Raw genomic sequence first — 16102 nt, 5'->3', positions numbered from 1 at the left:
AGGTTAGGAGCATATACTAGAGAAAGAATAACAGCCGCTCACTGGGAGGGTTAATAGATGATAAAAGAATCTCGCATGACAACTACGAACGAACCGTCTGATTTGTGGATGACCCGATTTTTACGTGAATCCGAACAGCAAAAGAAGCAACTGATCCGGGAAGCCCGGAAAAATAACGATTTACCGCTTATAAACAGTATTTCTTTCCACCTTGCCCAACGGAATCAGCAACATCTGATCAGCTAGGGATGATTTTAATAGAGATGTATCTCACTTCTAACCTAAAAAGCCGATCAACGTCGCTTGCATGCGTACGTGATCGGCATTTTTAGGTTGTTTCTATCTATTCGTCTTCTATCATTGCTTGAGAATCATGCAAGTATTTTTCCAGTGAAATTCGTCCGTTCTCCATAAACTGTATACCTTCCGCTTCCAAAAGCAGCCTTTGTAAAGAAGCTCCTTCATCGTCCTGTAGCGCGATTTCCCCCAATCGATTTACAACCCTGTGCCAGGGCAAGCGATGCTTGCTGCTAAGCGTATGCAAAATACGCACCACCTGACGCGCCCCCTCTCGGACTCCCTGCTTCCGCTGCAATTTGTCCGTAGGTCATGATTTTTCCCTCAGGGATGAGCTGGATTATTTTTAATACACGAGCTGTAAAAGGCTGCATGTTATCGTCGGATCTCCTTTCCCCTAGCCGTAAACTGTGGTCTTCACGTCTCAATACAATGCTGACACCAGACAACAAAACCATTCCGGCTCTCGTGCTGTTTTTCTATCATTATAGCACCCACAGTCTTCAGTTGGCGAAGGCTAGAATCCGCTTAGACCCTGCCTTTTTAAATCCTTTGCTACTAGACGTGCCAGTTCCTTTGCTCCCGCATAATTCGGATGCAGCGTGTCACCGTTCATATACAGGGCAAGTGTGGCTTGTGGGCCAATGGAAGTAAAATAAGCTGAGCTAAGGACGTTCAGATCGACCAAAGGCGTTTGTTCCTCTTGAGCCAGCGCTAAAATAGAGCCTCTATACCATCTATTTTCAGCGGTGTGTACATGATTCGCGTTAAAATCAGTGGCTCGCCCCTGCGGTGTTGAAAGGATTACGATTGCCCCTTTGGCCTTGACCTGCCGGATCATATCCCGCATCCAGTCCTTAAACTCCGCTTCGCTTTCGTTATGCTTCGGGTTGGTGTCATTAATGCCCAACTGGAGAATGAAATAATCCCCTGGCTTAATGTATTTGATGATAGCCTCTAGCTGACCGTCCTGATGGAAGCCCCTTGCAATTTGCCCCCCTGAGGCCATGTTACGGATCTGGAATGTATTGGTGTTTACGAATTGCGGCAATAGCTGACCCCATCCGGCCTGCACGCTGCTATCCAGTGGATAGTAATTGCAGACAGTAGAATCGCCGCCGATGTAAATCGTCCGATTCGTAACGGGGTTATTAGACAATCGCCTGATTTCCAATGCACTTATTGCAAAAGAGGTTCCCTCTTTACCTTCTGTAATCAGCAAATTCAATTGTCCGTCCGTCACGGGAATTTGAAAACGGTCCTTTGCTCCGTCCCCCGTCATATTGATGACCTGATACACTCCCTCGGCGGCAACGCTCGCTCGGGTCGTATTCCCTAACGTGACCGACACCTCATATACCCCTGGGGCAAGATCCACATCAAATGTATTCTCGCTTTTCGTACCGGTAGTCAGAAACCGTACCGCATCACTAGCGACGCCAGTACCCGTTGCTCCCACATTACGTACGTTCTCGGGTGTACGAAATCCGTAACCGCGCGTCGCATCGTATCGCAGGGATGCACTCACCCCGGTATAGCCTGATTCCACTGGACCCGCGCCAAAATCAAATTTGTAATCACCAGCCGCTCCATACGCAGGTGTTGTCCCATTCAAGCCCGGCGTACTACATAATAAAGCGACCAAAAGCATACTGGTCATTCCTTTCATCCACTTCATATCATCATTCCTCCTTCAAAATGTAGAATACCCTAAGGACGTTTCGATTTTTTGTAAGCGCATACAATAATTTCGTTCCTTTACCTCATGGATACAGGTTTGTACCCATTTGATTCCTATGCAGGCGAAGGCCTGCTTATTCATCTGATCACTCCCTTTCAAATCAATCGCACTCTTAAACATTATAGAATAAATGGGTATATTATGTAAATATCCCAATGTGAATAAGCCCCGCACATATTCACCTGCAGGGCCTTCGTACAAAAGGAACCTTTTTGAAATTCAATTCATTTATATCCTTACATCAATCTCCAACCAAAATACCGTCGAAGCTCTCTGGACCTACCCGTATCGTACCCAGCAGGTTTGAAGAAACAAAAGCGGTGTACACCAACTGTGGCGTAATCGGCGGGTTAAAGTCATCTGCCGAGAACGCGATGACCTGAGGAGCCGTTATACTCAGGCTAAACGTAGACGTTGCCGAGTAAACAAGTGGATCGGTTGGCAAGGTACCTCTTACAATAGTGATCGTAATTCCTACTAAAGCCAGTGGCAGTTGAACCGACAGAGTACCTTTAAGCAGAACCCGCGGCGTGCCTGTAATTCCCAGTGTGTTTAATCCGATCTGCCCAAACAATTGCGGCGTATTCAAAACGGTGATCGGAATGGCAATAGAGTTTGCAAATGAGGCATTTTGAGATGTTCTTCCATCTATAAATGTTCCCATGTTTTTTCCCCCTTTCTCTACCAGATACTCATAGTCTATGAAAAGATGACTTATATGCTTGGACTAAATAACTTGCTAAACACACAACTTTCTCTTTATAGGCGAATGTACAGCCCTTTCCCTGGCCCCATGAATACACTAAACCAACAATGGGAAAAGGAGCGATGTAATGTCTACGTTTAAAGCCACTTTAAGGGGGAGTCATGAAGTACCTCCTGTCAGAACAAATGCCACGGGAAATGCGGAGTTTCATTACCATAAGGAACGTCGGCAATTAAAATTCGAGCTTATCCTGCGCAACATTTCGCGAGTAACCAGAGCGGATATTCATCTGGGACGCAAGGGTGAAAATGGTCCGGTCGTAGCTGTCCTGTTCGGCCCTTCCAAATTCGGAATCACGGTCAAAAGAGGCGTTGTCAGCGGTGTGCTGCGTGCATGTGACCTCGTCGGTCCACTCAGAGGCAGAACCATTTATGACTTAGTTTGCCAGCTCAGAGAAGGCAATGCTTATGTTAATGTTCATACCGTCCGGCATCCAGATGGAGCCATTCGCGGACAGATCAGACGTTGCAAGTAACCACCGTATGAAGAAAATTAAATATGAAAAAGAACTTTCATAGCCACCTTGAAGTGCTTACATGCACCTTTCATGTGGATTGAAAGTTCTTTTTTCTATTCCCCATCAATTCTTAATAAAAGTTAAGAAGTTCATAAGCGTTTCTTAAGTCCTTGCCTTCCGGGTTGTTAAGAACTTTATTTTTTAATAGAGAGACAGTTCACACCCCAAAGGAAATGAAGCTTATGAAGCCCCTTATAAGCCCGACATCCAAAGAAAGAATTCCCGAGTTGCAGTTGGTTAGAGCCATGGCGATTCTAGCCGTCATCATGGTACATGCCACCTCTTACATTACCGAACTGCACGATGGCAGTATTTCGGTTAGAAGCAGCCGCAGACAGACGGATTTTGAAACTCGCTTCCCTCTCTATCATTCTCGCTAGTCCATATACAAACGAACCAGCCATAGATCGTATCTTTGGCCGGTTCGTTCCTGACTTTTATGGAATTAAGGATTGTATCCCTTTATTTTTGGGAATCGAACAATGCTTCCCCGTTGGATTCGATAATCTTTTGGTACCAGTAGAAGCTGTTCTTTTTTCTTCTTTCCAGCGTACCTGAACCATCGTTGTTTTTGTCCACATAGATGAAGCCGTATCTTTTTTTCATCTCTCCTGTTCCCGCGCTGACAATGTCGATTGGGCCCCACCAGGTATAGCCAAGCACTTCGCAGCCATCTTCAATAGCTTCATGGAGCTGGATCAGATGTTTGTTCAGATAGTCTACTCGCTCGGGATCATGAATTGAACCGTCTTCCAGAATTTCATCATGACTGCCGTAGCCGTTCTCTACAACAAATAGAGGCTTCTGGTAACGGTCGTACATTTCATTACACACATAGCGAAAGCCTTTCGGGTCAATCGGCCATCCCCATGGCGTTTTTTCCAAATAGGGATTGTCGAGTCCCATAATTCCCCCTGTATTGCCCAGAATGGGCATACCTGCTTTATGCGTCGTACTTCGATAATAGCTAAAGCCCAAATAATCAGCCGTATGCTCTCGCAGTAATTGTTCATCTCCGGGCTCCATTTGAATCACGATGTTATGCTCTTTCCAGATCCGTTTGGCATAGCTTGGATAATAGCCTCTAAGGAGTACATCGGAATAAAATAAAGATCTTCTTCTCAGCTCATAGGCGTCAAACACATCGTCCGGATTGCAGGTATTCGGATAGATCGGACTCAGGGATAACATAGCGCCCATCATCGCACCCGGGATAATTTCATGACACAGTTTAGTAGCCAGAGCGCTGGCAACAAAAACATGGTGACTGGCCTGATAAATCGTCGGAAGCTTGTGCTCATCGTCTTGGACAACAATGCCTCCTGCCGCCAAAGGAATCGTGTGAAAATGGTTGATCTCGTTGAAGTTCATCCAATATTTCACTTTGTTTTTATAACGTTTGAAGACAACTTCCGCATACTTTACGTAGAATCCAATCAGCTCGCGGCTTTTCCAGCCTTCGTATTTGCGAATCAGATTCAGGGGCAGCTCAAAGTGAGAAATAGTGATGACCGGCTCAATTCCATACTTCAATAGTTCATCAAACAGATCATCGTAAAATTGCAGCCCTTTTTCATTCGGCTCGGCATCATCCCCATTCGGGAAAATTCGGGACCATGCAATGGAAGTCCGAAAGCATTTCATGCCCATCTCCGCAAACAGGGCGATATCTTCTTTGTAACGATGGTAAAAATCAATCGCTTCATGGCTGGCATAATACTTGTTCTCATCAATCGTATCATCAAACGTTCCGCCTACAATTCCTCCCCGGAATGCATCACTGATCGCTGGTCCTTTACCGTCCTCGTTCCATGCCCCTTCGGCCTGATTCGCCGCTATAGCACCACCCCACAGAAAATTCTCAGGAAAACTTTTGGCTATTTGTTCTGTCATGACTTATTTCCTCCTTTATTTAATGTATTGTGAGCAAAACACTTTGCAAATCTACAGATTTTTGCTGTGTTTGGGTGACCTTTTGGTAAGCAGTACTGTTGGTAACAATAATCGGAGTGGTCAGGTCATAACCGGCTGCCTGGATTTTCGGAATATCAAATTCAAGCAGTAAATCACCCCGTTCAATCCGTTGCCCTTGCTCCACATGCTTTGTGAAATAATTGCCTTTCAGCTTAACCGTATCGAGTCCCACATGAATTAACAAGTCCAGATGGTTGTCGGAGGTGATGGCTACCGCATGGCCGGTTCGGAATACGAGCGAGACAACCCCGGACACTGGTGAATATACCTTTCCTTCACTCGGTAGAATGGCTATTCCTTGACCCATCGCTTCTGTAGAGAATGCCGGATCAGGTACTTCACTTAACGGAACAATTACGCCATTTATAGGAGCATAGACACTCTCGATGACTACGGTTTGTCCAGATTCAGTCTGTAAGGCAGGCTCGGATTTTTCTGATTCCGTTTTTCCTGTCTCCGCAACCGTTGCCCCGTTACCTTCATTGAAGCCCAGAATATAAGTTAATACAGTAGTAACCACGAATGAAATGGTGATGCTGATTAAATAAAAAGCAATGGTATTTGTAAAGAACGCCGGAATAGTCGTTATGGCCGGGAACACATAAGCAAGCACGGTCGTCTGGAAATGCCCAGCAATGGCTCCTCCGATCGTTCCCCCGATGACGGCGGCAATCATCGGTCTTTTCAGCTTCACGGACAACCCATAAACGATAGGCTCTGTAATACCAGCGAACAGTGAAGGGAAAATAGATGACAGCGCGTAAGCTTTCAGCTTTTTGTCCTTGGCTTTCAGAAAGACCCCAAGAGCGACACCGGATTGGGCGAAGGTCGCGGAAGCCATCATGGGTCGGATCGTATCAAACCCTTTGAGGGAAAGATTGTTGATCATCGCAGGGGCAATCCCCCAGTGTAAACCAAACATCACCAGGAAGGTCCAGCCGCCACCCAGAATGGCCCCGGTCAACAGGCCGCTTTGCGTACTCAAAAATTCAATACCATCCGCAATACCTTTACCGGTGTACACTCCCAGCGGACCGATCACAATGGCGGTAAGCGGAACCATAATTAATAAGGAAACGAGCGGGACCATAAATAATTCAATGCTTTTCGGAACTACCCGCTTCAGAAATCGTTCCAGGTATGAATACAGCCAAATGGCTAAAATCGCTGGAATAATGGATGTCGTATAACTCATCAGGACAACGGGAATATGGATAAAGGAAGCAATATCCCCCGTGTTTTCCATCAGCTTGGTGAAGTTAGGCTCCAGCAAAGCGGCCATAATTGCGGCAGATACGATAGGCTGGGTCTTGAACGTTCTAGAAGCTGAAAACGCTAACATCAGTGGCAGGAAGAAAAACACGCCGTTACCTGCGGCAGCAAGGATAGCATAGGTACTGGAGGCACTGTCCAGCCACTCTAACTGTGTAAGAATAACCAGGATAGCTTTCAGCATCCCTGCACCAGCCAAAGCAGGTACAATCGGCTGGAAGATAGAGCTCATGACGGTAAAAGCACGACTGATGAAATTACCTTCTTTTGAATGATCCTCTTTCTCATTGTTGCCGCTCTTTACCTGAAGGTTGTAATTTCCCGCAATCGCATCATAGACCTCGCTAACATGATTGCCGACGACCACCTGATATTGGCCCCCGCTCTCTATCACGGAAATGACCCCGTCGGAATTTTCCAAAGCCTGTTTGTTGGCCTTTTGCTTGTCCTTGAGTGTGAATCTCAGACGGGTCATACAATGGTACAGATCACGGATATTTTCCTCTCCGCCTACATTTGTTACAATGAATTTCGCTAATTCATCATGTTTGCTCATAACGCCTGCCTCCAATGCTCTCTGGTTGATATAAAAAAAACCTGAGTAATCACCGATACCAAAATGCAATTTAGTATCGAAATCACTCAGGTAATGCCCACGAATGGTAACACCCTGTTAGTTTTCAGTTCTGTTGACCAATCTGGAAATGTGAATCATAAGATACATCATTTCATCATTGGTTAATTTCTGCTCAAACTGCTTATTCACATACACCCCTATTTTTTGTACACATCTGTGCTCTTCTGGAAATTTGATTTTCAGGTCTTCGAACAAATTCATGTACTGCGGGTCTGCCGATTCATGGGCAAAAAGCCGCTGGGCAAAAAATTTAAGATGAGTTACAAATCGGTTGTAATTCCATGAATCTTCATCAATCTCGACATTGAAGTGGTATTTTACAATATCCATAATATCCTTGATGACTTTTGACGTTTTTAGCGTCAGGTCAAGCTTCTGGTTATCCAGGCGAGCGTTGACGAAATGCAGAGCAATAAACCCGGCTTCATTCTCATCGAACGTGATGTTGATCCTGTTACGGATCATCTCCAGCGCATGTTTTCCGATAGCGAATTCTTCGCGATAAAACCGCTTGATTTCCCATAGAAACCGATTTTCAATCGGGGTTCCCCGATCATGCCGCTCAATAGCAAATGAAATATGGTCAATCAAGGCCAGATAAATATAATCACTAATTTCTCCGGCCAATCTCGGTCTGGCATACTCCACGATTTCATCCGCGATTTCAATACATTCCATCTTCACATCTTTCAGCAAATCCGCCAGCTTCGCGGATAGATCCTGAGTTTTGACTACAAACAGCTTCGTGATTTTCCGCTCATCGATGGTATCCCCCGGTTTCAGGTTGAATGCGATTCCATTTCCTGTTGCAATGACCTCTTGGGCGTCCTCTTCCTCTGCTAATACTACATTGTTGTTAAGCGCTTTCTTCAAAATCATGCGACCACCTGCTTTTATTTACTGGAAGGCCATTTTTTAAAGAGACTCTGTTAAAAAATGTGCATACACTAAAAAACCTGAACAGAATACCGCTTAATAGACGTTATCGCCCATTTACCGGAACTCCATTCAGGTTATGCCTAAAATAGTAACACCCTGAAAATTATGAGATTCACTTTTGTAATCGTTTTCTTGGCTTCATTATAATAGAGTTTCTTTTTTTCTGTCAACCCTTTATTAAAAAAGCCTTTCATTCGTTTACTGCAGCTTCGGAGTCCCTGCACGGTTCACAATCCAGATGCCCGCCAGTACTAAAAAAATGCCAAGCAAGGTAGCCGCTTTGAGTTCCTCGTGAAGAAAGATCCAGCCGGACACAACACCGATGATAGGAACCAGCAACAGCGTAACAGAAGCTTTACTTGCTTCCATTCTGGTGAGAATATGGGTCCACAGCAGGAATGCCAGAGCCGACGCCACAATACCGGAAAATAAAATATAAAAGATCGACGCAGCGCTAAAATGCGGCTCCCATCGCTCAAACAACAGGGAATACAATAGCAGTCCGAGTGCACCGAACGCCATCTGCCAGGTCGTAAACTGGGTTTTATCGCAATGCTGGAGCTTAAGCTTGATAATCAGGTTGGAAAGTGCCCAAGCAATCGCTGAACTCACCCCAAGCAGCATAGCCCACAAATTGCCGCCCAAATGAATGTCCATAGCAAATAACAGGCCCATCATCCCTGTAGCAATCCCAATCGTCCTGCGTGTATTGAGCCGCTCACCCGGAATAAGAAAATGGGCCATCATGGATAAAAACAGCGGCATGCTGTACGTAAGCACGGAAGTTAAGCCAGCATTAATATAGTTCAGGGATATCTGAATAGCAATATTAAAATAGGTAGTCTGGAGAATTCCGCAGATGATATACCATTTCATCGTGTGCCTGTCAGGATTGGGGACCCGTTTCCAAATGAGAATTCCGAACAGGAGCAGCGTGCCGGTGAGAAACCGAAAAGCGGCAAATTGTACAGGTTCAAAGGCTCCGTTTCCCAATTTCATAATGACAAAATTAAAGCCCCAGATCAGGCATAAGAGCAGGCTCGAGCCTTTCATGCATCATACGCCTCCGTTTAGAGCACTTCTCCGCCCGATTCAATCACTTTTTTATACCAGTCAAAGCTTTTTTTCTTGTAGCGGTTCAGTGTTCCGTTGCCCAGATCATCCTGATCGACGTAGACAAAGCCGTATCTCTTGGATGCCTGTGAAGTTGAAGCACTGATCATGTCGATTGGGCCCCAGGCGGTATAGCCAAACAGATCTACTCCATCCTCAATCGCTTCCCTCATTTGCTCGATATGTTTTTTCAGATAATCGATACGGTAATCATCGTTAATCGTACCGTCAGGACTCATTTGATCTGTCGCGCCCACGCCGTTTTCCGAGATGAACAGTGGCTTCTGGTAGCGGTCATACAGGTTGTTCAGCGCATAACGTAATCCTTTAGGATCAATTTGCCAGCCCCATTCGGACTGCTCCAGATAAGGATTTTTCACGCCGCCAATTAGATTTCCGCTTGCTTTGGCATGCTGGTCGGCAGTGGCGCTGGCATTGTTGGACATATAGTAGCTCAGGGATACGAAGTCCACGAGATTATCGCGCAGGATTTCATCATCGCCGGGTTCTTTATGCAGGACAACGCCTTTTTCCTTGAACATGCGTGCGGTATAGGACGGATAATACCCCCTGGCTTGTACATCACTAAAAAAGAAGGATACTCGTTCTTCCTTTTGGCATTCAAGCACATCATCCGGATTGCAGGTATTCGGATAAAGCAACAGATAGCTGATCATGCACCCAATCTGGGAGTTTGGTATAATCTCATGACAGGCTTTGACTGCCAGCGCGCTGGCTATAAACTGGTGATGGGCAGATTGATACTTGTCCTGCTCCAGATTCGGGTGATTTTCTTCAATGATCCCGGCGCTAACAAACGGATGATGTTTGACACAGTTCATTTCGTTAAACGTAATCCAGTATTTCACTTTATTCTTGTAACGGGTAAATACAGTCTCGGCAAAACGGACGAAAAATTCAATCAGTTTCCGGTTTTTCCAGCCACCATATTCGGTGACAAGATACAAAGGCATATCGTAATGGGTAAGCGAGATGACAGGTTCAATTCCTTTGGCCAGCAGGGCATCAAAAACCTTGTCATAGAATTGCAGCCCTTTCTCATTGGGTTCTGTCTCGTCGCCATTCGGGAAAATACGTGTCCAGGAAATGGAAGTGCGGAAGCATTTAAAACCCATCTCGGCCAGCAGATTAATATCTTCTTCATAACGGTGGTAGAAATCATTTCCCCGACGTTTGGGATAATTTTTGGTGCTGTTTGGGTCCAATGCTTCATTGACTTGGGCATGGGTCATCATATGCCACTGATCCAGCCAATGCTTTTTGTCGAGTGTTGGATCAAAGGTAAATACATCAGAAATCGAGAGCCCCCTTCCATCTACGTTGTAAGCCCCTTCAATCTGCATGGCAGCGGCTGCCCCGCCCCATAGAAAGTCCTTGGGAAAACCTTTTGCCTGTTCCATGTTGCATTCCTCCAAGTAGGTTATAATTTGTGAAGAAGTATGCGGAACCCATGTCCCTCAAATGCATTCCGGATTGCTGCATACGCTTTATGCTTTCATGCTACAATCTGGGATGCATTCCAGGTCAAGAACTAAATTTTTGGAGTTGAAAGTCATGCATAATATAAAAAGAATTGCTGAAATTGCGGGGGTATCGACAAGTACCGTGTCTCGGGTGCTTAATCATCATCCTTATGTCAGTGAAGCTACGCGCACCAGGGTGATGGAAGTCATTCGGGAACTGGATTATATTCCGAATATTAATGCGGTGCAGTTGAAAGTAGGCCGTACCAAGGTTATCGGGATCATGACCCCAACGATTAATAATTATTACATGCAAATCATCAAGGGAGTATCCAATGCGGGTAAAGAGCAGGATTATCAAGTTCTCATCTACCAGACGGAGGAAAAGCGGGATTTGGAGAGCGCGGCGTTAGAGCTATTGAGGCAGAAAAAAGTGGACGGACTCGTCATTTTACGGCGTATGCTGGACTGGTCTGCTGTGAGGCGTTATACCCAATATGGGCCGATTGTGACCTGTGAGCCATTAAAAAATAAAGAGATTTCATCCATTTATCTCGATCATTATGAAGGATTTCGGATTGGATTAGAGCATTTGGCCGAGCTGGGATTTGAAAAAATCGCCTGCACCGTAGGCAGAAAAAACAGCGTAAACAGCCAAAGAAGACTCCAGGCCTATTATGACCTGCTCGCGGCAAGGAAGCTGCCAGTGAATGAGGAATGGTTGCTCAGCGGTATCCATACGGTACAGGACGGAATGCGGGCGTTCGCCAAGCTGGAGTCATTAAGAGAACGTCCCCATGCCATCATGACAACCAATGATTTTGTGGCATGCGGTATTATCTCAGCCGCCCGCAGTAAGGGCTGGAATGTTCCAGAGGATTTGGCAGTGGTCGGCTTTGAAGCCGACGAAAGTCAGGTAGCCGACGCCATGGGACTGACCAATATTACGAACCCGTTGCAGCGAATCGGACAGGAAATGTTCCGTACATTATATCAGCAATTGAACGGGCAGCCTTTGGAGCCAGCCTCCCTTGCTTTTGAATTGAAGGTTCGCCAGTCTACCTGCTAACTCACCCTATTAACTAGCCTATTAACAACGTATAAACGATTCCGGGTCCGTGTACACCGATGGTCAGATCATTTTCAATATCCGACGAGCGGCTGGGTCCGGTAATAAAATGAATCCCTGCGGGCAGTTGCTCACGTCCTACTTCGTCAAAGCGGCCTAAAATCTCGCCCAGCCGCGTCCGCAGACGCTCCAGTGGAAGGAGAATGATCAGCACGGTTGGCAGCAGACTGACCGCGCGGCCCTTCTCCGGTGAGGACAGCACCGCCACCGATCCGGTGTAGGCGGCGGCCTCATCGGCAATGACGATGCCGATATCCGCCTCGGCGGCGCGGGCCTTCCAGTCCTCGACTGGATCGGTGTTCCACACCGATAGACGGACTTCCGGCAGCGCCGCTTCCAGCTGGAGCGCATCCAAGTCCGGCTCATTCTGCCGGACGATATAGGCCGCTCCCAGCTCACGCGCCTTGCGCGCGATCCAGTCTGCCGTCTGCTCCAGATCCGGCAGACGCACGACATGCCCGCCAACACTTGTAAAGTTGGCGGTGAACTCTTCGATGCGCTGCTCCGCGCTCCATTCGAATTCGTGCCAAAATGCAGGTGCGCCGCGAAACGGCTGCACGGGCCGCTCCGTCTGTCGCGGACGCTTGAGCTTCGTTGCAATGCTATCCATAAAGCGCACCTGCTTGGCGCGGGATTCGCCTTCCATTTGATGGAGCCACGCTTCATGGGCCGCCTTTGCTTGCGCAGAAGGTCTATTCTGTTCACTCATGCTACCTGCCTCCTTTACTTCTATCTTCCAAAATCGTCTCCATTCGGCTGCGAACGTCAGGCTGCATCACGTTACGTTCCTGCTCCAGCTCATGTTCGAGGGTGTTCCATTGCTGACGGAAGGATTTTTTCGCCAGAGAGGGAGCCACGCGATACGTATTCCAGCCCTTTAGCGGGCCGAGCTTCAGCGTAATTTCTCCCTTACGGACGACCATCTTCTGGGCAATTTGCCCAAGTCGAATCGCCGCTGCGAATCGTTTCGAGCTGGAAACAACGGTCGCAAACCCTTTCATTCCTGCTGCTTCCAGCTTATCTCCTTGTCCAGCCTCAACTTTGCGTCTGCGCAAATAGACCAGCATGTCATGCAACGGTATTTTGACCGGACAGGCTTCATAGCACGCACCACACAGACTGGACGCACTTGCAATATCGTTCCATTCTTCGATGTTGCCATGCAAAGCAGGCGTAAGTACCGCACCGATAGGTCCGCTATAGGTCCCGCCATACGCATGTCCGCCAATGTGGCGATAAACCGGGCAGGCGTTCAGACACGCCCCGCAACGAATGCAATTCAGCAACTCCTGAAACTCGGGATTGCCTAGCTGTAGCGAGCGTCCGTTATCTACGATGATGATGTGCATTTCCTCCGGTCCATCGGCATCCTGACTGCGCCGCGGGCCTGAAATACCGGACATATACATCGTCAGCTTCTGACCGGTAGCGGAGCGTGGCAGCAATGTAGCCATTACCTCCAGATCCGTCCATGATGGAATAATCCGTTCCATACCCATCAGCGTAATTTGCGTTTTGGGCAAAGTGGATACCATCCGCGCATTGCCTTCATTTTCGAACAGTACCATGGAACCCGTCTCTGCGATGGCAAAATTACAGCCAGTCATTCCGATATCTGCCTCCAGAAACTTTTCACGCAATTTTTTACGGACAAAACCAGCCAAAATCGTCGTATCCGCAGACAGTTCCTCCCCCGCTTCTTTGGACAGCAGTTCGGCAATCTGATAGCGGTTTTTGTGAATCGCCGGAATGACGATATGAGATGGAGCCTCGCCTGCAAGCTGAATAATATACTCACCAAGATCGCTTTCAATCGTCTCGATATCGACGCCCTCCAGCGCCTGATTCAAGTGCAGTTCCTCCGACACCATCGACTTGGATTTAACAACAGACCGGGCCTGATTGTGGGCAGCAATATCCAGCGTAATCCGTACAGCATCTGCGGCTGTATCGGCAAAATGAATATGCACCCCGTTGGCTCGGGCATTGTTCACAAACAGGTTCAGATAATAGTCCAGATGGGCAATGGTATGCAGCCGAATTTGACGGCCCCGCTCACGCCATTCCTCCCAATTTCCGTGCTGCTCTGAAGCCGCCAGCTTGCCGTTGCGCAAACGCTCCGTCGTGAAACGGACCGCATTCCGCAGAAAATCGTCGTTCAGGGCCAGCTCGGCGCGTTTTTTGACCTTTTGGCTCATCGAATGTGAATGTACAGCGGTCATGCGTGCTTCACCCCTTCATACAGCAGCTCGGCCAGATGCATAACCCGCACCGGCTCTTCCCGATACCGGAGATTTCCCGCAATGTTCATCAGGCAGGCCATATCCAGTCCAACCAGCACCTCGGCCTCCGTCTCCCTGATATGATCCACCTTTTCCGTCACCATGGCTCCCGAAATATCCGACATTTTTACCGCAAAAGTACCACCAAAGCCACAGCAATCCTCTGCAAAAGGAAGCGGCACCAGCTGCAAGCCCTTTACGCTGCCAAGTAGCTGCATCGGCTCCTCCTTCACGCCCAACAAACGGGTACCGTGGCAAGACGGATGGTAGGTTACCGTATGCGGAAAAGACGCGCCCACATCGGTCACGCCAAGCACCTGTACCATAAATTGCGTAAATTCATATGTCTTTTGCTCCAATCGCCGCGCTGAGTCCAGCCATTCCGGCTCATCCTTGAACAACTCCGGGTAATGATGAATCATATAAGTGCAGGAACCGGAGGGCGATACGACAAAGTCGCTGTCGTCAAACGCTTTCAAAATCGTTTTCGCCGCTGCCCTCGTTTCATCCCAGTAGCCGCTGTTATAGGACGGCTGGCCACAGCATGTCTGCACCTTTGGAAAATTTAGCTCGACACCATATCTGGCAAGCAAGCGTGCCATCGCTTCCCCCACCTTGGGATAAATCGCATCACTCAGGCAGGTAATAAATAAAGATACCTTCATACGAGACACCCCTTCCGTCCATGGAATAGCTATTACTTTATAACTGAAAAGTTCCCTTTAGTGCCACTGCGCAGTCGGATGGTGCTTCCCATCGCAATCGCTTCTCTTGTACAGCACCATTCCGCCTACTCCGTTTTTATATGAATTTTTCGAGTTCAGCTTATATGAAAAGTAAACGCTTTCTAATTATCTTAAATGTTGTACCTTTTCCTGTTGAGCTCTTAGTTAGTCTGACGTCACTATGTTTGAACCGTTACCTACTCACTACAAAAAAATCCACTTATGGAGGATACTAGCGAAGCGGTTCATTTGAACCTGGAGAAGCGTCAGCGTTCGCCTAAAAGCTTTCCAAAGGAAAGCTCTCATCATAAGCATAAGCTTGCAGTGGGATTCTCACCTATACATGTTTTACATCATCAAAGAATCCCACTGCAACAGCGATCGTAAGATCAAATGAAACGCGGAGCGCCCTCCCCCTCAGCACTTTTAAAATTCTATTCTCATTTCGGAAACTACCCGCTTTATACAACCGTAACCGAAATCGACAGTTCTGCTAATTGACTGCGAATCGGATTCGGCAAACGCGAGTCGGTAATAATCTCGGACACCTGCGACAGCTTCACGACATGCGTGAATGCCTGCTGCCCAAATTTGCTTGCATCTGCCAGTAAAATCACACGATCTGCAATGCTGACCATTTTCTGCTTTAAACGGGCTTGCAGCTCATTCGATTCACTAATGCCCCGATCCAGATGGACCCCCTGGCTGGAGAAAAACAATTTATCCACATAATACGATTCCAACGAGCGCTCCGCCAGCGGACCAGCGAATGACAATGAGCGCTGTAGCAACTGTCCTCCGGTGGAAATGACCTCGATTTTTTCCTTACCCGCCAGCTCTGTTGCTACACGGATCGAATTCGTCAATATCGTCAACGGAATATCCGGCAGAATCGACGCCATATACCAAGCCGTTGTACTAGCATCCAGCAAAATACGATCATGCGGCTGAATCTGCTTTACCGCTTCCTCGGCAATCCGGCGCTTTTCCTCTGCGTTCATAATTTCCCGTACCGCATAGGGCGTTTCGGGCTGCTCGTTTTTGACGCTGACTGCTCCACCATGTGAACGGCGTAGCCGTCCCGCCTGCTCCAAACGGTCCAGATCGCGGCGGATCGTTTCCTCCGTTACTTTGCACAGCTCACTCAACTCCGACACACGGATGCTTCCTTTTTCATTGACGAGCTGTACGATCATCTCATATCTTTCTGCAACCAGCATGGCAAT

General features: G+C 47.4%; 15 protein-coding genes and 1 pseudogene. 4 read left to right on the top strand and 12 right to left on the bottom strand.

What is annotated here, in order from left to right; translation table 11 throughout:
* The first annotated feature begins 57 nt into the window (after positions 1-57).
* Positions 58-246, top strand: coding sequence for a hypothetical protein (locus tag QMK20_RS11850; protein ID WP_283655866.1), 189 nt, complete (start codon positions 58-60; stop codon positions 244-246).
* 97 nt (positions 247-343) lie between these two features.
* On the opposite strand, the pseudogene QMK20_RS11845 reads toward QMK20_RS11850, so the two are convergent.
* From QMK20_RS11845 to QMK20_RS11835, 3 genes and pseudogenes are all read right to left on the bottom strand, one after another.
* Positions 344-671: pseudogene (locus tag QMK20_RS11845) on the bottom strand (MGMT family protein).
* Positions 672-814: 143 nt separating this feature from the next.
* Entirely contained in the window at positions 815-1975 is a 1161-nt protein-coding gene (locus QMK20_RS11840; RefSeq protein ID WP_283655865.1) for a rhamnogalacturonan acetylesterase, read from the bottom strand.
* Positions 1976-2279: 304 nt separating this feature from the next.
* On the bottom strand, positions 2280-2702 hold the full coding sequence (locus QMK20_RS11835; protein WP_192512965.1) for a hypothetical protein: 423 nt from the start codon (positions 2700-2702) through the stop codon (positions 2280-2282).
* A gap of 169 nt (positions 2703-2871) precedes the next feature.
* On the opposite strand from QMK20_RS11835, the gene QMK20_RS11830 reads away from it, so the two are divergent.
* Positions 2872-3279 (top strand): CHRD domain-containing protein, encoded by a 408-nt coding sequence (locus tag QMK20_RS11830; protein ID WP_283655864.1) that lies wholly within the window; start codon positions 2872-2874, stop codon positions 3277-3279.
* A 224-nt stretch (positions 3280-3503) separates the two neighbouring features.
* Positions 3504-3701, top strand: a complete 198-nt coding sequence (locus QMK20_RS27645) for a hypothetical protein (protein ID WP_283655863.1) — start codon at positions 3504-3506, stop codon at positions 3699-3701.
* An 82-nt stretch (positions 3702-3783) separates the two neighbouring features.
* Here the strand turns inward: QMK20_RS27645 and QMK20_RS11820 are convergent, their stop codons facing one another.
* The 5 genes from QMK20_RS11820 to QMK20_RS11800 all read right to left on the bottom strand — a co-directional run bounded on the left by QMK20_RS11820 (position 3784) and on the right by QMK20_RS11800 (position 10677).
* The gene (locus tag QMK20_RS11820; RefSeq protein ID WP_283655862.1) at positions 3784-5214 is read right to left on the bottom strand and encodes a glycoside hydrolase family 1 protein; all 1431 of its coding nucleotides are present in this window, start codon (positions 5212-5214) and stop codon (positions 3784-3786) included.
* Positions 5215-5233: 19 nt separating this feature from the next.
* The gene (locus QMK20_RS11815) at positions 5234-7123 is read right to left on the bottom strand and encodes a beta-glucoside-specific PTS transporter subunit IIABC (RefSeq protein ID WP_283655861.1); all 1890 of its coding nucleotides are present in this window, start codon (positions 7121-7123) and stop codon (positions 5234-5236) included.
* Positions 7124-7240: 117 nt separating this feature from the next.
* The gene (gene licT / locus QMK20_RS11810) at positions 7241-8083 is read right to left on the bottom strand and encodes a BglG family transcription antiterminator LicT (protein ID WP_283655860.1); all 843 of its coding nucleotides are present in this window, start codon (positions 8081-8083) and stop codon (positions 7241-7243) included.
* A 258-nt stretch (positions 8084-8341) separates the two neighbouring features.
* Positions 8342-9196 (bottom strand): DMT family transporter, encoded by an 855-nt coding sequence (locus tag QMK20_RS11805; RefSeq protein ID WP_283655859.1) that lies wholly within the window; start codon positions 9194-9196, stop codon positions 8342-8344.
* Positions 9197-9213: 17 nt separating this feature from the next.
* Positions 9214-10677, bottom strand: a complete 1464-nt coding sequence (locus tag QMK20_RS11800; protein ID WP_283655858.1) for a glycoside hydrolase family 1 protein — start codon at positions 10675-10677, stop codon at positions 9214-9216.
* A 154-nt stretch (positions 10678-10831) separates the two neighbouring features.
* Between QMK20_RS11800 and QMK20_RS11795 the strand changes: the two genes are divergently transcribed.
* Positions 10832-11809, top strand: a complete 978-nt coding sequence (locus QMK20_RS11795) for a LacI family DNA-binding transcriptional regulator (protein ID WP_283655857.1) — start codon at positions 10832-10834, stop codon at positions 11807-11809.
* A gap of 13 nt (positions 11810-11822) precedes the next feature.
* Here the strand turns inward: QMK20_RS11795 and QMK20_RS11790 are convergent, their stop codons facing one another.
* From QMK20_RS11790 to QMK20_RS11775, 4 genes are all read right to left on the bottom strand, one after another.
* Entirely contained in the window at positions 11823-12578 is a 756-nt protein-coding gene (locus tag QMK20_RS11790) for a LutC/YkgG family protein (RefSeq protein WP_283655856.1), read from the bottom strand.
* Position 12579: 1 nt separating this feature from the next.
* Positions 12580-14091 carry a LutB/LldF family L-lactate oxidation iron-sulfur protein gene (locus tag QMK20_RS11785; protein WP_283655855.1) on the bottom strand — a complete coding sequence of 504 codons (1512 nt, stop codon included), beginning with the start codon at positions 14089-14091 and terminating at the stop codon, positions 12580-12582.
* Entirely contained in the window at positions 14088-14816 is a 729-nt protein-coding gene (locus QMK20_RS11780; RefSeq protein ID WP_014281384.1) for a (Fe-S)-binding protein, read from the bottom strand. Before QMK20_RS11780 ends, QMK20_RS11785 begins: the two co-directional genes overlap by 4 nt.
* Positions 14817-15337: 521 nt before the next feature.
* A complete protein-coding gene (locus tag QMK20_RS11775) occupies positions 15338-16096 on the bottom strand; it encodes a DeoR/GlpR family DNA-binding transcription regulator (RefSeq protein ID WP_283655854.1) in 759 nt (252 codons plus the stop codon).
* Positions 16097-16102 lie beyond the last annotated feature (6 nt).

It is taken from the genome of Paenibacillus sp. RC334 (assembly GCF_030034735.1).
Classification (GTDB): Bacteria; Bacillota; Bacilli; order Paenibacillales; family Paenibacillaceae; genus Paenibacillus; species Paenibacillus terrae_A.
The sequence above is the reverse complement of the archived record's forward strand: the minus strand, read 5'-3'. Positions and strand labels throughout refer to the sequence as shown.